The organism is Kocuria sp. CPCC 205261 (assembly GCF_040981025.1).
In the GTDB taxonomy this organism is placed as follows: domain Bacteria; phylum Actinomycetota; class Actinomycetes; order Actinomycetales; family Micrococcaceae; genus Kocuria; species Kocuria marina.
This window is the reverse complement of sequence record NZ_JAVKPU010000011.1, coordinates 60,345-81,302: the sequence shown is the minus strand read 5'-3', so window position 1 is coordinate 81,302 and position 20,958 is coordinate 60,345. Positions and strand designations below refer to the sequence as shown.

The following is a 20,958-nucleotide window of genomic DNA, read 5'->3' as shown; positions in this document are numbered from 1 at the left end:
CGCGGGTGGGAATCGGGGCGTCAGTCCGCGATCAGGTCCCGCATCACGATGGTGTCGTCCCGGTCCGGGCCCACACCGATCGCGGAGATCCGGCACCCGGACATCTTCTCCAATGCCTCGACGTATGCGCGGGCGCTGGCGGGGAGGTCCCCCAGGGTGCGGGCCCCGGTGATGTCCTCGGTCCAGCCCGGGAAGTTCTCGTACACGGGCTGGGCGTGGTGGAAGTCGGACTGGGTCATGGGCATCTCGTCGAAGCGTTGACCGTCCACCTCGTAGGCCACGCACACCGGGATCTCACGCAGCCCGGTGAGCACGTCCAGCTTGGTGATAAACAAGTCCGTGAAGCCGTTGATCCGCGCGGCCTGGCGGGCCATGACGGCGTCGTACCAGCCGGTGCGGCGCGGCCGGCCCGTGTTGACGCCGAACTCGCCGCCGGTCTTGCGCAGCTGCTCGCCCATCTCGTCGAAGAGCTCGGTGGGGAACGGACCGGCGCCCACGCGCGTGGTGTACGCCTTCTGGATGCCGATCACCCGGGTGATGCGCGTGGGGCCCACACCCGAGCCCACGGACGCGCCGCCCGCGGTGGGGTTCGACGACGTCACGAACGGGTAGGTGCCGTGGTCCACGTCCAGGAACGTGGCCTGGCCGCCCTCCATGAGCACCACTTCGTCGCGGTCCAGGGCCTCGTTGAGCACTCGCGTGGAGTCCACGATCATGGGCGCGAGGCGCTCGGCGAAGCCCAGGAAGTACTCCGCGATCTCATCCACCTCGAACGCGCGGCGGTTGTAGAGCTTGACGAGCAGCTCGTTCTTCTGGCGTAGCGCGCCCTCGATCTTCTGCCGCAGGATGGACTCGTCCAGCACGTCCTGCACGCGGATGCCCAGGCGGCCCACCTTGTCCATGTACGTGGGACCGATCCCGCGGCCCGTGGTACCGATCGCGCGCTTGCCCAGGAACCGCTCGGTGACCTGGTCCAGCGTCTGGTGGTACGGGGCCACGAGGTGCGCGTTGGCGGAGATCCGCAGGTGGGACGTGTCCGCGCCGCGGGCCTCGAGGCCGTCGATCTCCTCGAACAGGGCCTGGGGGTTGATCACCACGCCGTTGCCGATCACAGAGGTGGCGTTGGGGCTGAGGATGCCCGCGGGAAGGAGCTTGAGCTCGAACTTCTCACCGCCCACCACCACGGTGTGCCCGGCGTTATTGCCGCCGTTGGGCTTGACCACGTAGTCCACCCGGCCACCCAGGAGATCCGTGGCCTTGCCCTTGCCCTCATCGCCCCACTGGGCTCCGACGATCACGATTGCTGGCATAGCTGGCTACTCCTGCCCGGGCTTGCACCCATTCGGCACGACAACGGTTGAGGAGTACGCGCGGGGCACGTACCAACCAATTCTAACGGTGACGCCCACCACCGCCGCTCTCGTCCGCCCACCCCGGTCACGGCGCGAATTCGGCGTCCGACACGCCACGGACATCGCGACTGGTGAGAGCACAGAATATTTTGATGAAACCTTTACTTTTCGGTAGGGCGCACGCAGGCTTGGGTCATTGCGATGCACCTCACGACATCCCCCGAATGTCAAAGGACGAGACATGAACCACGAGACAAGGGCTGGTCGTGGCAGAGCCGCCAAGGCCTGCCTCACGACCGCCCTGGGCCTGGCACTGGCCCTGGGCACGGCGCTGCCGGCGAGCGCCGTCGACATCACCCCGGCGCCCAAGACGGACGACCACAACACCCAGAACCCCGACCGGCTGATCGGCTCGGACCTCAAGGATGCCGAGGGCCAGGTGGCGGTCTTCGTGCAGCTGCAGGGACCGAGTGCCTTCGAGGCCACGCAACCCGAGGGCGTGCGCTCCGGGAGCCAGGACCCGGTCCAGGCCGCCGCGCGGGTGCGGGCCATCCGTCAGTCGGTGGAGAGCATGGGTTCCACCCTGGCCTCCGCCTCCGGGTCCGACCTGCTGTACACCACATCCAACGCCCTGCGCGGAGTCGCCCTCAAGGGAGATGCCGCGCAGTTGCGTGAGCTGAGCAAGCGCTCCGACGTGGTCAAGATCTCCAAGATCGTCCCCGCCTACCGCAACAACGCGGGTTCCGTGCTGGACACCAACACCCTCAACGCCTGGACCCAAACCGGCCAGACCGGTAAGGGCGTCAAGGTCGCCATCATCGACTCGGGCATCGACTACACCCACGCCGACTTCGGTGGTCCGGGCACCGTCGACGCCTACAAGAAGGCCAAGGCCTCGAACGACCTGCCGGGCAAGGACTCGGGTCTGTACGACTCCAAGAAGTTCCTCGGCGGGTACGACCTCGCGGGCGACGCCTACGACGCCCAGATTCCCACCAGCGTCCCGAAGCCGGACAACAACCCGCTGGACTGCGAGGCCGGCGGCCACGGAACGCATGTGGCGGGCACCACCGCGGGCTACGGCGTGGGCGCGGACGGCAAGACCTACAAGGGCGATTTCACCAAGCTGACGCAGGAGCAGATCGGCAAGATGCGGATCGGCCCGGGCACCGCGCCCGAGGCGCAACTGATCGGGCTGCGCGTCTTCGGCTGTGAGGGTTCCACCAACCTGGTCCTCGACGCCCTGGACCGTTCCCTGGACCCCAACATGGACGGGGACTTCTCGGACAAGGCGGACATCATCAACATGTCCCTCGGGTCCGACTTCGGCCCGGCCGACGACCCCCAGAACGACTTGATCGACGCGCTGTCCCGCCAGGGCATCCTCTCGGTCATCGCCGCGGGCAACGCCGGGGACGCCCACGAGATCTCCGGCTCCCCGGGCAGCGCGCGTTCCGCATTGACTGTGGCCAACTCCCAGGGCAGCACCGCCGCGCAGGACAAGGCCGAGGGCCTCTCGCCTGACAGCGCCAAGGGTGAACTGACCGGCTCCTACAGCGGGAGCTTCAACTACAGCGATGCCAAGCCCGAACAGCTCCAGGGCGACGTCGTGGTCGGCCCGCAGGACAACCGTTTCGGCTGCACTCCCTTCTCGCAGAACTTCGGCGGCAAGTGGGTCATGCTCGACTGGGAGGACAAGGCCGGCTTCCCGTGCGGCTCCAAGGTCCGCTTCGACAACGTCCAGGCCGCCGGCGGCAAGGGCGTGGTCCTGGAGTCCGACTACTCGGTGGATCCCACGAGCATCGCGGGCAACGCCGGCGTCCCGGGTCTGTTGATGAGCAAGGAATCCGTCGCCAAGATCAAGCCGGCCGCCCAGGCCGGCGGGGCCCGGGTCAAGCTAGCCCCGGAGTGGATCGGTGCCGCCAGGGCTCAGACCGGCCAGAAGGACCAGGTCAACGATTCGACCTCCCGCGGTCAGCACGGCAGCAACGGGGTCATCAAGCCCGACGTCGCCGCACCCGGCACCAACATCGGTTCCGCCGGTGTGGCCGCGGGCAACGGCGTGTCGGTCAAGACCGGCACCTCCATGGCCACCCCGCACGTGGCCGGGATCGCCGCCCTGGTGCAGCAGAAGCACCAGAACTACAACCCCCAGATGATCAAGGCCGCCATCATGAACTCGGCCGTGCACGACGTGCACGCCGCGAACGGGGCCACCTCCGCGGTGGACCGCGTGGGTTCGGGTCGTGTGGACGCACTGCGCGCCGTGAACCAGGATGTGCTGGTCTACGACAAGGCCAATCCGGCCCTGATCTCCTCGACCTTCGGGGTCACCGAGATCAAGAACGGCAAGGAGACCTTCTCCCGTGAGCTGGTCGTGGACAACACCAGCGGCGCGGCGCACACGTACCAGGTGCGCTTCGACGCTTCCACCGACGTCCCGGGCGTGAGCTTCTCCACGCCGGGCTCGGTCAGTGTGGCCAAGGGCGGCAAGGCCACCGTCAAGGTGACCGCCACCGTGGATCGCGCGCAGCTGGCCAAGACCCACGACCCCTCCGAGGCCGTGACCCAGCTGGGCTTCGCCCGTCAGTTCCTGGCCTCCGAATCCGGCCGCCTGGTCCTGACGGAGAACGGCCAGGACCTGCGCGTCCCCATGTCGATCGCCCCGAAGCCAGCGGCCGACATGCGGGTGGACAACGCCACGCTGGACCGGTGGGACAAGAACGGCACGAGCGCCGTCGCCCTCGCCGGCACCGGCCTGGACCAGGGCGGCTGGCAGTCGGCCCTGGGGGCCTTCGAGCTGGGTGCCAAGTCGGGCCGCCTGGATTCCACCAAGCTGGCCGGCGGCAACTCCCAGTTCGCCGATCTGCAGTACGTGGGCGCTTCCTCGAACCTCCCGCAGCTGAAGGCCGAGAAGAAGGACGTGGGTAAGGACGGCATGATCAACTTCGGTGTCTCCAGCTGGGGCAACGCGAGCACGATCAAGCCGGACGTCTCCACGGAGATCGCGATAGACACCACCGGCAACGGTCGCCCCGACTACATCGCGGCCCTGGGTCGGACGGATGGTCTGGACTACCCGGTGGTGAACCTGTACGGCTACGTCAACGGTGAGCTCACGGTGATCGACAGCCAGCCGCTGAACGGTTCCTGGGGTGACGTGGACACCAACACGTTCGACACCAACGCCATGGTGATGCCGGTCAGCGCCGCGAAGCTGGGTATCGATCCCACCAAGACCGACACCAAGCTGACCTACCAGGTGACCACTTTTTCCGGGAGCATCGACGGCCCCGTGGACCGCACGGGCGTGATCGAGTACAGCCCGGTCACCCCGAAGATCTCCTTCCGCGGGGAACAGGTCAACACGTCGCTGTTCACCGATCTGCCCGGTAAGAAGCTGACCGCGCACCGCGGTTCGGAGAGCGCCAAGGGCGAGGCCCTGTTCCTGCACCTGCACAACGCCGCCGGGGACCTCTCCGGTATCCGCGCGGGTCAGGACGGCGCCAAGGCCGAGGTCAAGACCTTCCAGTCCGCGGCGAAGGCCCCCGAGACCCAGAACCCGATGTTCAAGGACGTTCCCAAGAACCACGTGTTCTACTCGGAGATCTCCTGGCTGGCCAACAAGGGCATCACCCGCGGTTGGCCGGACGGGACCTTCCGTCCTACTCAGGCCGTGAACCGTGACCAGATGGCCGCGTTCCTCTACCGGATGGCCGGTTCGCCGCAGTACACGCCTCCCACCAAGTCCCCCTTCAAGGACGTGCCCACCAGCCACGTCTTCTACAAGGAGATCGCGTGGATGAGCGAACAGGGCATCACCAAGGGGTGGCCGGACGGGACCTTCCGCCCGTACCAGCAGATCAACCGCGACCAGATGGCCGCGTTCTTCTACCGGATGGCGGGATCCCCGGCGTACACCGCTCCTAAGGCCTCCCCCTTCAAGGACGTGCCCACCAACCACGTCTTCTACAAGGAGATCGCCTGGATGAACGGGCAGAACATCGCCCGTGGTTGGTCGGACGGGACCTTCCGCCCCTACGAGCCCGTGCGGCGCGATCAGATGGCGGCGTTCCTCTTCCGCTACGACCAGCAGAAGTAGTCGCTCCCAGCGGGGTTCACCACATCGGTTGATCCTCCGCAACGGCGAGGGCCCCGTGGCACCCACAGTGTGGGTGCCACGGGGCCCTCGCCATGTACCAGTTTTGCGCCGTCTGCCCTACCGGCCGTAGAGCTGCTTCGCCTCGTCCCGCTTGGCGTGCACCGCCTCGGCGAAGCCCGCGGGCGCCGTCAGTTCTTCCAGGGCCACGGGCTCCGGGGTCTGCCCGGCATGGATCAGCGACCAGTTGGAGCCGACGTCGATCACGGACTGGTGCTTGACGTCGTAGTACCCGGGTTTGCCGCTGAGCGCGACACCCCTGGCCCCGTGCAGCGCCGCGACCAGATGGTGGTGGAAACGGGTGGTCAGCCACACCTGGTGCGGCCCGAACGTGAAATCCCCGTCCCACGCGGCCTGGAACGGGATGAACCCGTCCGGGGCCACGACATCCCGCAGCCGGTCGAAGCCCTCATGGTCGTCCCCCGGGATGGCCTCGAGGTAGCGCACGGATCCCCGGGGTAGATCCCACCGCTGCAGCTGTGCTCGGGCGAAGTCCAGCATCCGCTCGAAGGATCCCTCCGCCAGGGTGTCCGACTGCACGCACACCACCACCTCGCTCGGCGCACCCCCGCCCTCGGCGCGGGCGGCCGACCCGTCCCCCTTGTGCCCGGCCAGGAGCCCGAGGGCCCGTGCGTGGCGGGCGTCCTCCGCGAGGAGGAAGGCGTCGTCGAACCCCATGGGCACCCCGGCGGCCTGTGCGCTGGGGCGGTCCCGCACGCTGAGGTGGTCCAGGTCCGTGAGCGGGTCCCCGGCGAAGGGCATCAGCCCCTGGCCCGTGGCCACGATTCGTGCCCCCGAGATCTCCCGGACCGCCCGCATCGCCTCGACGATGTGCAGGTTCGCGGCCCAGTCCCGGTGCAGCACCCCGCCGCCCAGCAGGTGCACGGTGCCCGCTTCCCGCAGGGCGAGCAATCCCGCGTCGTACTTCGGGGACCCCAGATCCTCGATCAGGCTGCGCATCGAGCGCCCCGAGCCGTGTTCCACGTCGTGCAGCGCACGGAAGACCGTGTTGACCACGTGCAGTCGTGGATGGATGCCGCGCAGCAGGGCGGTGACGGTCCCCGGTTCGCGGACGTCCAGCCATACGTCCGTGGTGGGCGCGACCTTGGCCATGTAGTTGACCCAGGTGGCCGCAATCAGCTCGTCCCCGAAATTCGGGTAGCCCGCCCACGAGATCAGGTAGATCGGGGGCTTGCGAGCGGGAGGGACCTGTCGGTGGTCCTTCAGAAGATTGCGCATGGATGCAGGGTACCCACAGGCGGAACCCAGGATTCGGGGGTTGCAGGGTGCCCCCATCGGCGGGGCCATCGTCGGCTCGACGAATCACCGCGCCGAAGACATCGGCCACAACAGCGCCCGGGCAACCGTCCATCCGGTCCCGCCTGCCGTGCGCAGGATGACGGACGGCCACCACCGGCGCCCGTGCGGACGGGTAATGTTTTCTCCCATGACTGCACCCCGCCCACCCCATGACGGTTCCACTGGCGCACGCGGTTCGGCCAGTGTGATCCACGGGGGATCCCGCGAGCACTCGCCGCACGCGCCGTCGCAACCGCCACAGGGAAGTTACTTCAAGCCGCGCCACCTGGTGATGATGGCGCTCGGTTCGGCCATCGGCACCGGCCTGTTCGTGGGGACGGGCGCGGCGATCCAAACCGCCGGGCCCGCCGTATTGATTTCCTACCTCGTGGCGTGTCTGCTGCTCGTGCTCGTGATGCGCGCGCTGGGCGAGATGGCCGCCGCGGATCCGTCCTCCGGCGCGTTCTCGACCTACGCGGGCAAGGCCATGGGCCCCACGATCGGTCGCGCCCTCGGGTGGTTGTGGTGGGCCCAGATAGTGGTGGTCGTGGCCGCGGAGGCCACCGCCGCCGCGCAGCTCGTGACCGAGATGTGGCCCTCGCTGCCCCAGTGGTTGTGGGCGTTGATTTTCATGGCCGTGTTCACGGTCATCAACCTGGTGCGCGTGGGGACGCTGGGTGAGACGGAGTTCTGGTTCGCGCTGCTCAAGGTCGCCGCGGTCGTGGCGTTCCTGGTCGTGGGTGTGCTGTTGCTGATCGGTGTGCTGCCCGCTCCGAGCCCGGGGCTGTCCAACCTCACGGAGCACGGCGGGTTCATGCCCAACGGCATCACGGGGGTTGCGGCCGCACTGCTGGTGGTCGTCTTCGCGTTCGGCGGCACCGAGCTCGTGACTATCGCCGCCGCCGAGACGGAGGACCCGCAGACCAACGTGGCCCGCGCGATCCGCACCATCCTGATCCGCATCCTGATCTTCTACGTGGGTTCCGTGACCGTCATGGTGCTGGTGCTGCCGTGGAACAATGAGGGCCTCTCCTCCAGCCCGTTCGTCGCGGTCCTCACGGAGGTGGGGATCCCCGGTGCGAACGTCCTGATGAACATCGTCATCATCCTGGCGCTGCTGTCCGCGCTCAACGCGAACGTGTATGGCAGTTCGCGCATGCTCTACTCCCTCGCGCGCCGGGGATCCGCACCGCGTGGGCTCGCGGCCACCTCCTCGCGCGGGGTTCCCCGCCTCGCCGTCACGATCTCGGTGCTCTTCGGCTTCATCGCCGTGGTGCTCAACTACCTGTGGCCCGAGACGGTGCTCAACGTCATGCTCAACGTGATCGGCTCCACGTGCCTGGTGGTCTGGGCCCTGGCGCTGATCTCCCAGATCATCCTGCGCAAGCGCGCCGACCGCGCCGGGGTGTCCTCGCCGCTGAAGATGTGGGCCTTCCCGTGGCTGTCCTACTTCGCCCTGGCCCTGTTGGCCGCGATCGTCATCCTGGGCCTCCTGGACACCGCCGTGCGGTTCCAGCTCATCGCCACGTTCATCCTGGTGTGCCTGATCGCGCTCGCGTGCAAGATCTTCACGAGTTCACGCGTCCGCCCCGAGGAAACCTCCTCCACCGGCGAGGCCGACGACGTCGTACCCCGGCTCTGACCCCGCTCCACGCCGGCAACGGCGTGACCGAGCGCAGATCCCGAGTCGCTCGGACGACGGCGCGCCCCGGCTCCAGGGCGCGCCGTCGGCGTCCTCAGCTCGCCGCGGGCAGATCGGGGAAGGCCGCCGCCACGCCCGGTGAGTGCAGTTGCCCGGCACGGGTCGAGAGCCCGGCGGCCAGAGCGGCGTCGTTCTCCAGGGCGGAGTCCACACCGCGCGCCAACGCCATGACGTACGGGGACGTCGCGTGCGTGAGCGACTGGGTGGCCGTGACGGGCACGGCACCGGGCAGGTTCGCCACGCAGTAATGACGAATACCGTCCACGGCATAGACCGGGTCGTCGTACGTGGTGGGCCGGGTGGTCTCGAAGCACCCGCCCTGGTCCACGGCCACGTCCACGAGCAGCGCATGGGGCTTCACGATCGACAGGTGCTCCCGGCGCACGAGCTTGGGGGCGGAGGCGCCCGGGACCAGGACGGAACCCACGACCACGTCCGCGCGCGGCAGTTCCTCATCCAGGCGGTGGGTGTCGCTCATCAGGACCCGGGCGTGGGGGAACAGCGCGTCCAGTTGTCGCAAGCGATCGCCGTTGGCCTCGAGGATCGTGACGTCCGCGCCGGCCCCCACCGCTGCGCGGGCCGCGTGTTCACCCACGGTGCCACCGCCGATCACCAGCACGGTGGCCGGAACAACGCCGGGCACCCGACCCAGGAGGATCCCGGGGCCGCCCGCGTGGTGCTGGAGGTGGTGTGCGGCGTTGGCGATCGCCAGACGGCCCGCGATCTCGGACATCGGGCGCAACAGGGGCAGCGTGCGTCCCACCCGAACGGTCTCATAGGCGATCCCCGTGGTGCCCCTGTCCAGCAGTGCTTCCGTCAGCGAACGGCTCGCGGCCAGGTGGAGGTACGTGAACAGCGTGAGGTCCGGGCGCAGGAAGTCGTACTCGGAGGCGATCGGCTCCTTGACCTTCACCAGCAGCTCGGCCTGCGCCCATGCGTCCTCCTGGGACGTGATCCGCGCTCCCGCCGCGCGGTAGGACTCGTCCGAGAAACCCGCGCCCTCCCCCGCGTGCTCCGCGACGAACACCTCGTGGCCTTCGGCAACCAGTGCGGTGACCATGGTGGGGGTGAGGCCCACGCGGGCCTCCTCCGGTTTGATCTCACGGGGTACGGAGATTCTCATGACGGCGCGCTCCTCTCATGGGGCACGCGTACCCGAGGAGGTGTGCTCGGGTCTGACGATGGGCCCCGGCTGTCCTTCCATTGTGCCCCGCGTCACCCGCACCCGCACAGGGGGCCGGGGCGAATATGACCAGGTCGCCCGGTCCGTTCAGGACCGGGCGACCGGTTCATCGTCGCAGCCGGACGGGGTCAGCGGCGAGCGATCTGCTCCGCCGCCTCCGGGTCCGAATCGTGGAGGAACTTCTCGATCCGGGCGGCCTCATCCATCTCGCCGATCTGCGCGGCGGCCTGGCCCAACGCTGCCAGCGCCCGCAGGAACCCGCGGTTGGGTTCGTGGGAGTACGGCACCGCGCCGTGCCCCTTCCATCCATGGCCGCGCAGCGAGTCCAACCCGCGGTGGTAGCCCACCCGGGCGTAGGCGTACCCCTCCAGAGTGCGGCCGTCCGCGAGCGCCTCCTCCGCGAGCATCGCCCACGGCAACTGCTCCTTGGGGAAGGCCGCCGCGAGGTCCTCGGCCACGTCACCCGCGTCGAGGCGGGCCGTCAGCTCGGGGTTCTCGTCCAGATAGGTGGGAGCCGGTTCGTCCAGCAGATTCTTGCCGAGCAGTGCCACGGTGGGTTCCTTTCCACGCCGAGTTCAAGGGTTCGTAGCCACTCTACGCAGCGCGCACGACGCCGCTCCACGCCGTTCGCGCACGACGTCACCGAGCGCCGTCGAAGCGGCTCAGTGCGTGATCATGATGCCCACTCCCGGGCCCAACGGCAGTCCGAGGAAGTAGAAGATCATGAGAATGAGAACCCACACCACCCAGAAGGGGACTACGAACGGAATCATCCTGGCCATCACCGTCCCCAGCCCGGCAGAGGGTTCGTACTTACGGAGCATGGCGAGCAGCACGACCATGTAGGGGTTGAGAGGGGTCATCACCTGCGTCGCCGAGTCACCCACGCGGAACGCCGCCTGGATGAAGGCGGGCTCGAATCCCAGAATGCCGAACATCGGCACGAAGACTGCGGCCATCAGAGTCCACATGGAGGATCCCGAAATGATGAACAGGTTCAGGATCGAACACAGAATGATGAACCCGATGATCACGGGGAAGCCGGTGACACCTGCGTTTTCCAGACCCGATGCGCCGGTGACCGCGATCCAGGAACCGATCCCGGACCAGTTGAACAGCGCGATGAACTGCCCCAGGATGAACGCCAGGACCAGGAAGGACGTCATGTCCTTGAGGGCTGCTCCCATCATCACCGGGACGTCCTTGAATCCCCGAACGGTTCCCGCAATCCGGCCGTAGACGTAACCGCTCACGGAGAAGAACACGAAGATGATGAAGACGATGGACGCCAGCAGCGGTGATTTGGGGAGGAAGTTCCCGTCTTCGTTGCGCCATGGTGAACTCGGCAAGAGTGTGAAGACGGTCAGTGCGACACCGATCAGCACGAACGTCACACATGCCCACAGAAGTGCCTTTTTCTCCCTGGGGGACAATTCGGCCTCGACCTGGGGTTCCCGGGATTCCGCAACGGTTTGCTCGTCCCCCACGACGCGCATGGCGCGGGTGTCGGTCATGAGCTGACCCGTCTCCGGGTTGACCTCGTCCTTGGACACCCCTGCTCGCATGACTCGCGGTTCCACCACCTTGTCGATGACGAACCCCGCCACGCAGGAGAGTACGACCGCCGCGACGATGTTGAAGTAGTAGTTGGACAGCGGGTTGGCCTCGGTGGCGTGATTCGCGAGCGCGGGCACGGTAGGGATCACGGCGTTGGTAATGCCCGCGAACAGGGCATCGAGCGACGTCGGGAAGATATTGGTGGAGTAACCAGCACCGGCCGACGCGAAGCCGCCGAGCAGACCTGCCACCGGGTGACGGCCGGCTGCTTTGAACGCGAGGGCGGCCAGGGGCGGAATCACCACGAACGCGGAATCGGCCATGATCGACCCCACCACGCCCACGAAACCCACGGTGTACGGCAGCAACCAGCGCGGGGCTCCACCGATCGTGAATCGGATGGCTGCGGCCAAGAACCCGGACTTCTCCGCGATCCCGATCGCCAGCAGAATGGTGGCCACGGTGACCAACGGCGGGAACCCGATGTAGTTCTCACCCAGGGTCGTGGTGAACCACGCGAGACCTTCCCCGGTGAACAGACCCTTGATCGCCAGGGGTTCATCCTTCCCCGGTACGTGTACGACCACGTTGCCCCAGGCCATGGCGGTGGACACGACCGCCGTGATGAGGAACAGGATGGTGAACAGGGCGAAGGGCTCGGGCAGCTTGTTGCCCACCCGCTCGATACCGGTGAGGAGTCTGTCTCCCACATTCGATCTCTTGGTCGCGGTGGCGGTCATGTGTACTCCATCGAGGTCAGTGGTCGAAAAATGTCGATGCGTGGCCCGCCGGCTCCGGTTCAGTCGAAATAGCTCTCCACGGCAATGCCGCCCCCGCCGGCGTGGAAGTCATCACGGACGTGTTGAGCCAGTGCATCATCGACCAGATAGTCGAGAGCCACCGCTGCCAGTCCGTAGGCGCCGTCGACACCCGCAGCTTCTGCCTGCGGGGTAGCTGCAGCAGCCGCGAAATCCCGGGTGTGCAGGCCCATGTCCTGGTCCGTGATGCTGATCAACGGGTGAATACCGGGAATCCGGTAGCTGACGTTGCCGAAGTCCGTGGACGCGGCCAGCACCTCGGACACCGTGCCCGCCGGGTAAGGATCGCGCCCGCGGCGTCGCTGAGCGAGGACCCACCGATCGGAGAGGGGCGAATTGCCCAGCACGGGAAGGGTGGCGGGGGACGAATCCCAATCGATCTCGACATCCACCCCGGCCATCAGCGCGGCACCCTGGAGAACCTCGGTCACCCGTTGGGACAAGGCCTTTAGGGTCGCAGGGCGCTGGGAACGGACGTACAGCTGCAGGGTGGCTGCCTCGGTGATGATGTTGGGGCGTTCTCCGCCCTCGGGTAGTACGGCATGGATCCGATCGGTGGGCGGGGTCTGCTGTCTCAGCAGGCCCAGCCCCTGGTAGGCGAGCACCGCGGCGTCGAGAGCGTTGCGTCCCATGAACGGGTGCGACGACGCGTGAGCTGCCGCACCGCGATAGTGCACCGTGCACTGACGGCGACCGAGCCACACCTGGTCCACGAGATCCGCGATGTAGGAGTGCACCATGACCGCGGCGTCGATACCCTCCAGTGCACCTGCTCTGGCCATGATCTCTTTGCCACCTTCACCCTCCTCTGCGGGCGTTCCCAGGTAAACCACGCGGCCGGAAAACGCGGAGGGTGTGCCCCGGATGAGCTCGACGAGTGCCACGAACGCACCCAGGCCGGTCACGGCGATCACATTGTGTCCGCAGCCGTGGCCGATACCGGGCAGGGCGTCGTACTCCGACATGATCGCGATGGTGCGGTGACACGCCGGGTCGAAGTCCTCGGAGGTCACCTCAGCGCGAATGGCGGTGTCCAGACCGAAAGCGGGGTTCTCCGCGGGAATGTCATGGTCCGCCAGATGATCGACGATCAGCTTGACCGCACGATGTTCCTGGAATGCCGTTTCGGGGTTCTCATGCAGTTCGTGCAGTACGTGACCGAGGGCCGTGGTCTGGCCCTCGATCGAGGATTCGAGACGCTCATGCAGCTCATCCGCTGCGCCGTCGTGGCCGGCCAAGTGATGTTTCAGCTCGTTCTTACGACGTTCCGTATCCTGCTCGAGCTGTTCGAGGTAGGCCCGGGAGGGCTCGGAATTGATCGTCAGGTGGTGGCGGTCGCGGTCTGGGCTTTCTTCCGGCGAGTGGCTCGTTCCCATACTTGGGGAGCGTAACAAGTGATTCGCATCACCCCGGTGAGCGACCCTGTAGTGTTGCGGCCCGAGACACGACGGTGCCCCGCACCACGGGGTACGGGGCACCGGAGGAGCACGGGGAACCTACTTGATGGAGGTACCCGCGGAACCGAGGTTCTGGCACGCCTCCACCACGCGGGCGGCCATGCCGGTCTCGGCCTCGGCGCCCCACACGCGGGGATCGTACTTCTTCTTGTTGCCGACCTCGCCGTCGACCTTGAGGACGCCGTCGTAATTGCTGAACATGAACCCGGCCACGGGGCGCGTGAACGCGTACTGGGTGTCGGTGTCCACGTTCATCTTGATCACGCCGTAGGACACCGCGTCCGCGATCTCCTGCGCGGTGGAACCGGAGCCGCCGTGGAACACGAGGTCGAACGGGCGGTCCTTGCCGATCTTGGCACCCACCTCGTCCTGGATCTGCTTGAGCAGTTCGGGGCGCAGGCGCACGTTGCCGGGCTTGTACACGCCGTGCACGTTGCCGAAGGTCAGCGCCGTGATGTAACGGCCCTTCTCTCCGGCGCCCAGGGCCTCGATGGTCTTCAGGCCGTCCTCGACGGTCGTGTAGAGCGTGTCGTTGATCTCGCCGACGACGCCGTCCTCCTCGCCGCCCACGGCCCCGATCTCCACCTCGAGGATGATCTTGGCCTTGTGGGTGCGCTCCAGCAGTTCCTGGGCGATCTTGAGGTTCTCGTCCAGATCGATCGCGGAACCGTCCCACATGTGCGACTGGAAGATGGGGTCCTCACCGCGGGCCACGGCCTTCTCCGACTCGGCCAGCAGCGGCAGCACGAAGCCCTCGAGCTTGTCCTGGGGGCAGTGGTCGGTGTGCAGCGCGATGTTGACGTCGTAGTTCTTGGCGACCTCGCGGGCGAACGCCGCCATGGCCAGCGAACCCGTGACCATGTCCTTCACGGAGGAGCCGGACCAGTACGCCGCACCACCGGTGGACGCCTGGATGATGCCGTCCGAACCCGCCTCGGCGAAACCGCGGATCGCGGCGTTGAGGGTCTGGGAGGAGGTCACGTTGATGGCCGGGTAGGCGAAGCCCTTCTCCTTGGCCCGGTCGATCATCTCGGAGTAAACGTCAGGGGTTGCGATGGGCATGAAACACTCCTTCTACTGGGTTCCCGATGCACGGCTGGACCGTGGCCTGAGGCCTGTTTCCAGTCTAGGCGACGGGTCTGCTCGTGACCCGGGACGGCACCGCAAAATTGTGGCCCGCCACGGGATGAACCGTGGCGGGCCGATCGTCTCAGAGCCGCGCCGTGGTCACGCCGCCGCGACCACGTGCGGACCCACGGGTGACCTCCTCGGTGGGTGCGCGGCGCCCGGGGGTCGTTGCCCCGTGGCGCTCACAGCCGCCAGCATGAGCTGGTCTGCGGGATGCCATTGAACCGTGCGTCCAGGTAGGCGAGCATCGAGGGAACGCCTTCCAGGGAGGCCCCCACATGGGTGGGCGTAGCGAGCGTCTGCATGGAGACGTTCACCCCGGAGGCGCACCATTTCTGGGCGAGCCGTCGGCCCGACTGGTAGGGCACGACATCGTCCGCCACGGTGTGGGCGATGCGCACCGGGACACGAGGGTGGCGGCCCGCGGCACCGATGGTCTGCTCGTCCAGGTACGCCTTCAGAGCGGGGTCCCCGAGCAGCTGGGAGAAGGAGCGCCCGTCAGCCGTGAGCTTCTCGGAGGGCACCAGGGCATCGGCGAGGACGGTGCCCACCAGGCAGCTGTCCTGGGCCTTGTCATAGCGTCTCTGCCCTTCCGCATTGAGTCTGTCCCGAACCGCCACCCCGGAGTCCTCGGCCGCCCCCATCACGTAGAAGGACAGGCCGGAGAAGAGAGAGGAGTCGATGTGCTGACCCGTGAGTGTGAGGTCCGCGGGCGGCGCACCCACCCAGGCACTCTTGAGCTGCACCTCCGGGGCGTACTCAGGGGCGCTCTCCGCGGCTGCAGCCGTGGCACCGCCGCCCTGCGAGTATCCCACGGCGGCCACGGGGGTCTTAGCGTCCACTCCCTCCATGCCGAGCTGCTGCGCACCGCGCACGGCATCGAGCACGGCGTGAGCCTGGTCCACACGGTTCATGTAGGTGTGGGCGCCGTCAGTGCCCAGACCGATGTAGTCCGGGGCCACCACGTTGTAGCCGGCATTGATCAGGCCGGCCAGGCTGAGACCTTCGGAGTTCGTGCCCATGGCCATTTGACGGGACGGTGCGCACGAGTCGCCCATACCCTGGGTACCCGAGGACAGCACCACGAGCGGCCGTGGGCCGGGCTTGCGCCACGCAGCCTTGGACTGCAGCACGGTGCCCGTGGTGGCCACGGCCTGGTTCTTGCTGTTGGTGGTCCTGTACATGATGCGCGTGGCGGACGCATTGGGCTTGATGAGCTTGACGGGGTCCAGGTAGAACGTGGACGGCTCCGAACGCACCACGCCCCCGTTGGCGGCAGGCAGCTGCGCCGGGGTGCTGTAGAAGTCCGTGTCCGTGGAGCTGCGGAGCTTCTTCAGCGCATCCTCGCGAGCAAGATCATCGCGGGTCAGACCCTGCTCCTGGAGCTTCTGGTCCTGCTCGCTGCGCGGCAGCTCGGAGAAACCGCCATCCGGTGCGGAGCCTGCTGCGCTCTGCGCATTCGCGGGCTGCAGTCCAGCAAGCAGCAGCCCAACGCCCAGGGCGAGGGCACCCGCAGAACGCCGCAAGGACGATGGCCGAGTGGTTGAGGCAGCCATGAGCATGCGAACCTTTCATCATGTGATTCAACTCACATGACCATACGGTAACTTCTGCCCCCTGGCTGTGGTCGGCCGGCCTTTTTCACGCTCCCGCGCCCTTCGTGACGTCGGACGAGGGCGCAGGACGCTGCTCGAACACGTGGCGGCGGATCCATGCATGCATGGTCACGGCGGCGGCCGCTCCGGCGTTGATGGAGCGGGTGGAGCCGAACTGCTCGATGGCCAGCACCGCGTCCGCCTCCGCGACGAGCTCCTCGGAGACCCCCGGGCCCTCCTGACCGAACACCAGGACGCAGCGTTCGGGCAGCTCGAACGTCTCGAGCAGCTGGGAACCGGGGACGTTGTCGATCGCGAGCACCGCGAGTCCCTCGCCGCGTGCCCAGGCCGTGAACTCCGCGACACTCGCGTGGTGGCGCACGTGCTGGTAGCGGTCCGTGACCATGGCTCCGCGGCGGTTCCAGCGGCGTCGTCCGATGATGTGCACCTCACGAGCCAGGAACGCGTTGGCGGTGCGCACCACGGAGCCAATGTTGAAGTCGTGCTCCCAGTTCTCCACCGCCACGTGGAAGGCGTGGCGCCTGGAGTCCAGGTCCGCGATGATCGCGTCCATGCGCCAGTAGCGGTACTGGTCCGCAACGTTGCGGCGGTCGCCCTCGCGCAGCAGCTCGGGGTCCCAGCGCTCGCCGGCGGGCCACTCGCCCTGCCAGGGGCCCACGCCGACGACGCGGGGCGCAGCGTCGTCGTCCTGCCGAGACCCGGACGCGTCCGGCTCAGTCAAGCCCGAGCTCGTCCTTGGAGTAGGCGTACAGGCACGGGACGCCCGCGGTCTCCTCGATGCGCTCCTTGGCGCCGGTGCGGCGGTCCACGATCACGGCAACGGCCACGACGTTCGCGCCCGCCTTCTGCAGCGCCTCCACCGCGGTTAGCGCGGAACCACCCGTGGTGGAGGTGTCCTCCACGACCACCACGTTGCGGCCCACCACGCTGGGGCCCTCCACCTGACGCCCCATGCCGTAGGACTTCTGAGCCTTGCGCACCACAAAGGTGTCGACGGCGCGGCCCTGGTCCCCGGCCGTGCGCATGATCGCGTTGCCCACCGGGTCCGCGCCCATGGTGAGCCCACCGGCGGCGTCGAACGCGATCCCGGCCTCGTCCAGCAGACCGAGCATGACCTGACCCACGTACCGGGAGGCCTCGTGGTGCAGGGTCACGCGGCGTAGGTCCACGTAGTAGTCCGCTTCGATGCCGCTGGCCAGCGTAACCTTGCCCCGCACCACGGCGAGGTCCTTGATCAGTTCGCGCAGGCGCTCACGGGCGGTGGCCAGGTCCACGGGAGAGAAGTCGGTGCTCATACGGGCAGTTTACGTGTCGGGGCTAACCCCTCAGCCCAGCCTGCCGCCGGATTCTCGCAGGTAGCACGCCGCGCACAGGGACTCGTAGGTGACGGCCACGCCGTCGATGGCCACCTGGTCCCCCTCGAACACGAAGTCGTCGCCCACCTTCCGCGTGTTGAACAGGGCCTTGCGTCCGCAGCGGCAGATGGTCTTGAGCTCCTCCAAGGTGTGGGCGAGCTCCATGAGCCGCTCGGAGCCGGGGAAGGAACGGGTACGGAAGTCGGTGCGGATGCCGTAGGCCATCACGGGCACGTCCAGCAGCACGGCGATCCGTAGCAGGTCGTCCACCTGCCCGGTCTCCAGGAACTGCGCCTCGTCCACCAGCAGGCACGCCACGGGCTGGGCGTCCACGTGCTCGAGCAGGGCCTCCGGGTCATCGCCGGTGGAGTGGCGCTTGAATAGGCCCATGGCGCTCTCGCCGGGCTGGATCAGGAAGTCCACCGTGCGGGTGACACCCAGCCGGGAGAGGATTTGGTCCTCGCCCTTGGTGTCCACGTGGGGTTTGGCGAGCAGCACGCGCTGCCCGCGCTCCTCGTAGTTGTAGGCGGCCTGGAGCAGCGCCGTGGATTTCCCGGAGTTCATCGCGCCGTAGCGGAAGTAGAGCTTGGCCACGGTCGGTCAGTCTATCGCCGCCCGCAGCCACGCCTTCGACGGGCGCGACCAGCGCTGCACGCGGCCGTCCTCGGGGGTCGCCTCGACCGCGTACTCGATCTCACCCGAGGCCGGGCCTGCGGCAGGTGGGCCGTGTACTCGCCGTTCAGTGCGGTCTCCCGCATGGGCGTGCGGGTGGTCTCCGCGTCGTCCGCCCGGCGGCTCAGCAGCGTCACCGCCTTCACCGGGGTGCCGCCGCAGCCTTCCGCGCGGACGCGCACCCGGGAGAACGCGCAGCTGGCCACCGTGCTCGCGGAGGAGCGCGTGCGGCTCGAGGGGCAGGCACGCGAGCTGCTGCGGCTCAGCGGGTGCACCACCGTTCCCGCGGAGCTGGTGATCTCCCTGGGGGAGGGCGTCATGTTCAAGCTGCACGTGGAGAACCGCACGGGGATCGCCCGGGAGACCGTGGCGGCCATGGCGGAGCTGCTGAGGTACCGGCGGGACTGAACCGCCCCGGACGCTGCCCGCCGCCCGGCGGGCGTGGCGCGGCGACACAATCCGCGCTCCGATTCGGCCGCGCGTCCCCGCGTGCGCTCCAATGGACGGTGATGTCCACCCTCAGCGTGTCCCTGATCCTCCTGGCCGCCGTGGTGCACGCGGTCTGGAACATCCTCGCCAAGGGCATCCGCGGCAACGGGACCCTGTTCGTGTGGTGGTACGGGCTCGTCTCCTCGGTGGTGCTGATCCCCGTGAGCCTGCTGGAACCCGGGGCGTGGCAGTCCTGGGGGTGGCCCCTCGTGGGCGCCGCCGTGGTCTCCGGGCTGCTGCACACCGTCTACGGCACCGCCCTGCAGACCGGCTACGACCGCGCACCTCTGGGCGTGGTCTACGCGGTGGCCCGCGGCACCGGGCCCATGATCACCATGATCGTGGCGGTCCTGTTCCTGGGTGAGCAGCTCTCCCTCACGGCCGCCGCCGGGGCGATCGCCGTGCTCGTGGGCGTGGCCGTGGTCGCCACGTTCGGTACGCCCACTTCCACCCGGGACGACGACGCCGCCCCGCCGAGTTCGTCCGACGCGTCGGATCCCGGCGCGGTCATCGCGCGCGACGCCGCCCCGCTGGACTCCTCCGCGTACGGAACGTCGACCCCGGAAGGGGCGGACGGGCACTCACCGGGGGGCGACGCCGCTGCCACACCCACCCGCGAGTCCGCCCTGACCGGCGTGCTGTGGGGTGCCGCGGTGGGCGCGTGCATCGCCGGGTACACCCTGTGGGACAACCACTCCATGGCCACCCTGGACCTGCCGCCCGTGCTGTACTTCGCGCTGACCTCGGTGGTCCTGGTGCTCACCCTGACGCCCAAGGCGTGGCGGCAGCGCCAGGACATGGTGCGCTCGTGGGCCGTGGACCGGAACCGGATCGTCGCGGTGGGCCTGCTGTCCCCGCTCGCGTACATCCTGGTGCTCTTCGCCATGCAGTCCACCCCGGTGGCGCTCGTGGCTCCCCTGCGGGAGTCGAGCATCGTGGTGGGCTCGCTGCTCGCGTGGTGGATCTACAAGGAGAACCGCCTGGTGCCGCGGCTCATCGGCTGCGCCGCCGTGCTCACGGGCATTGCGCTGATCTCCGCCTGAGGCTGCTCCCCCACTCGCCCGGGTACCCCCGGGGAGACTGGAAGACCAAGGCCACCGGGCGGCGTCGTCCGGCAGCGCGCACGAAAAACTTGCTGCGGCATGGAATAAGGTCCCCGCCCGGGGCTGTTGAGACAGACATGACCACAATGAAGGCGCAGACATATCAGCAGTACGGCGACACCTCCGTACTGGAGCTCACCGACCAGCCCATGCCCAAGGTGGGCCCCGGCGAGGTCCTGGTGAAGGTGAAGGCCGCGGGCATCAACCCGGTGGACTGGAAGGTTATGTCCGGCGGGCTGGATCCCATGATGACCGTCCAGTTCCCGGCGGTCCCCGGCTGGGACGTCGCGGGCGTCGTCGTGGGCAAGGGCTTCGACACCCCCAGCGTCTCCGAGGGCGATGAAGTGATCGCCTACGCCCGCAAGGACTGGATCCACGGCGGTACGTTTGCCCAGTACGTCTCCGTCCCCGTGCGCGCACTCGCCCCCAAGCCGAAGAGTCTTTCCTGGGAACAGGCCGGAGGACTGCCGCTCGCGGGACTCACCGCGTACCAGGTGCTCACCCGACTGGGTCTCGCGGAGGGCAAGACCGTGCTGATCCACGCGGCCTCCGGTGGTGTGGGGAGCATGGGCGTGCAGATCGCCAAGGCGTTCGGCGCGCGGGTGATCGGCACCGCATCGACCAAGAACCACGACTACGTGCGTGAGCTCGGCGCGGAGCCCGTGGAGTACGGGGACGGTCTCGTGGAGCGCGTCAAGGAGCTTGCCCCGAACGGTGTGGACATCGTCGTGGACTTCGTGGGCGGCGTGGTGGAGGACTCCGTCGCCGTGCTCGCGGACGGCGGCCAGCACGCCTCCATCGCGGACCCCGAGGTGGAGGAGCACGGCGGGAGCTACATGTGGGTCTCTCCGGACGCAGAGCAGCTCACCGAGCTCGGTCGCCTGGCCGACGACGGCAAGCTCACCGTCCGAGTGGACCGCACCTTCCCGCTCGCGCAGCTGCCGGACGCATTCACCGCCAGCCAGGAGGGCCACGCCGTGGGCAAGATCGTGCTCACGGTCGACTGATCTGCGGAACGCCCCGGGGGCGTCTCGACCTCAGCGGGGCGACTCCCGGGGCCTTTCGCGC

General features: G+C 68.0%; 16 protein-coding genes. 5 read left to right on the top strand and 11 right to left on the bottom strand.

Translation table 11 applies throughout. The features are described 5' to 3' along the window. Positions 1 to 20 precede the first annotated feature (20 nt). Positions 21 to 1,310, bottom strand: coding sequence for an adenylosuccinate synthase (locus RF646_RS11180; RefSeq protein WP_368835995.1), 1,290 nt, complete (start codon positions 1,308 to 1,310; stop codon positions 21 to 23). 283 nt (positions 1,311 to 1,593) lie between these two features. Between RF646_RS11180 and RF646_RS11175 the strand changes: the two genes are divergently transcribed. Further along, positions 1,594 to 5,454, top strand: a complete 3,861-nt coding sequence (locus RF646_RS11175) for a S8 family serine peptidase (protein ID WP_368835994.1) — start codon at positions 1,594 to 1,596, stop codon at positions 5,452 to 5,454. A 117-nt stretch (positions 5,455 to 5,571) separates the two neighbouring features. Here RF646_RS11175 and RF646_RS11170 read toward each other — a convergent pair whose 3' ends face one another. After that, positions 5,572 to 6,750: a polysaccharide pyruvyl transferase family protein gene (locus RF646_RS11170; RefSeq protein WP_270255437.1), complete on the bottom strand. Its 1,179-nt coding sequence runs from the start codon at positions 6,748 to 6,750 to the stop codon at positions 5,572 to 5,574. 208 nt (positions 6,751 to 6,958) lie between these two features. Here RF646_RS11170 and RF646_RS11165 point away from each other — a divergent pair, with 208 nt between their 5' ends. Further along, positions 6,959 to 8,452 (top strand): amino acid permease, encoded by a 1,494-nt coding sequence (locus RF646_RS11165; RefSeq protein WP_368835993.1) that lies wholly within the window; start codon positions 6,959 to 6,961, stop codon positions 8,450 to 8,452. 94 nt (positions 8,453 to 8,546) lie between these two features. Here RF646_RS11165 and ald read toward each other — a convergent pair whose 3' ends face one another. The 9 genes from ald to RF646_RS11120 form a co-directional block, all read right to left on the bottom strand. After that, positions 8,547 to 9,635, bottom strand: a complete 1,089-nt coding sequence (gene ald, locus RF646_RS11160) for an alanine dehydrogenase (protein ID WP_085106809.1) — start codon at positions 9,633 to 9,635, stop codon at positions 8,547 to 8,549. 188 nt (positions 9,636 to 9,823) lie between these two features. Next, on the bottom strand, positions 9,824 to 10,246 hold the full coding sequence (locus tag RF646_RS11155; RefSeq protein ID WP_064846478.1) for a DUF3151 domain-containing protein: 423 nt from the start codon (positions 10,244 to 10,246) through the stop codon (positions 9,824 to 9,826). A 111-nt stretch (positions 10,247 to 10,357) separates the two neighbouring features. Then, the gene (locus RF646_RS11150; protein ID WP_368835992.1) at positions 10,358 to 11,992 is read right to left on the bottom strand and encodes an AbgT family transporter; all 1,635 of its coding nucleotides are present in this window, start codon (positions 11,990 to 11,992) and stop codon (positions 10,358 to 10,360) included. 59 nt (positions 11,993 to 12,051) lie between these two features. Further along, entirely contained in the window at positions 12,052 to 13,446 is a 1,395-nt protein-coding gene (locus tag RF646_RS11145; RefSeq protein ID WP_144931991.1) for an amidohydrolase, read from the bottom strand. A 120-nt stretch (positions 13,447 to 13,566) separates the two neighbouring features. Continuing rightward, positions 13,567 to 14,589, bottom strand: a complete 1,023-nt coding sequence (fbaA, locus tag RF646_RS11140) for a class II fructose-bisphosphate aldolase (protein ID WP_131332176.1) — start codon at positions 14,587 to 14,589, stop codon at positions 13,567 to 13,569. Between the two features lie 248 nt (positions 14,590 to 14,837). Next, complete coding sequence (locus RF646_RS11135) at positions 14,838 to 16,211, bottom strand: lipase family protein (protein WP_260849378.1); 1,374 nt, start codon at positions 16,209 to 16,211, stop codon at positions 14,838 to 14,840. An 85-nt stretch (positions 16,212 to 16,296) separates the two neighbouring features. Further along, a complete protein-coding gene (locus RF646_RS11130; protein ID WP_035960874.1) occupies positions 16,297 to 16,992 on the bottom strand; it encodes an RNA methyltransferase in 696 nt (231 codons plus the stop codon). After that, positions 16,985 to 17,566: an orotate phosphoribosyltransferase gene (pyrE, locus tag RF646_RS11125; protein WP_085106803.1), complete on the bottom strand. Its 582-nt coding sequence runs from the start codon at positions 17,564 to 17,566 to the stop codon at positions 16,985 to 16,987. The genes RF646_RS11130 and pyrE overlap by 8 nt, the downstream gene beginning before the upstream one ends. Positions 17,567 to 17,596: 30 nt before the next feature. Then, the gene (locus tag RF646_RS11120) at positions 17,597 to 18,220 is read right to left on the bottom strand and encodes a thymidine kinase (RefSeq protein ID WP_035960877.1); all 624 of its coding nucleotides are present in this window, start codon (positions 18,218 to 18,220) and stop codon (positions 17,597 to 17,599) included. A 132-nt stretch (positions 18,221 to 18,352) separates the two neighbouring features. Between RF646_RS11120 and RF646_RS11115 the strand changes: the two genes are divergently transcribed. The 3 genes from RF646_RS11115 to RF646_RS11105 all read left to right on the top strand — a co-directional run bounded on the left by RF646_RS11115 (position 18,353) and on the right by RF646_RS11105 (position 20,897). Further along, the gene (locus tag RF646_RS11115) at positions 18,353 to 18,706 is read left to right on the top strand and encodes a hypothetical protein (protein ID WP_239317171.1); all 354 of its coding nucleotides are present in this window, start codon (positions 18,353 to 18,355) and stop codon (positions 18,704 to 18,706) included. 101 nt (positions 18,707 to 18,807) lie between these two features. Then, positions 18,808 to 19,830: a DMT family transporter gene (locus RF646_RS11110; protein ID WP_085106802.1), complete on the top strand. Its 1,023-nt coding sequence runs from the start codon at positions 18,808 to 18,810 to the stop codon at positions 19,828 to 19,830. A 146-nt stretch (positions 19,831 to 19,976) separates the two neighbouring features. After that, complete coding sequence (locus tag RF646_RS11105) at positions 19,977 to 20,897, top strand: NADP-dependent oxidoreductase (protein ID WP_169714071.1); 921 nt, start codon at positions 19,977 to 19,979, stop codon at positions 20,895 to 20,897. Positions 20,898 to 20,958 lie beyond the last annotated feature (61 nt).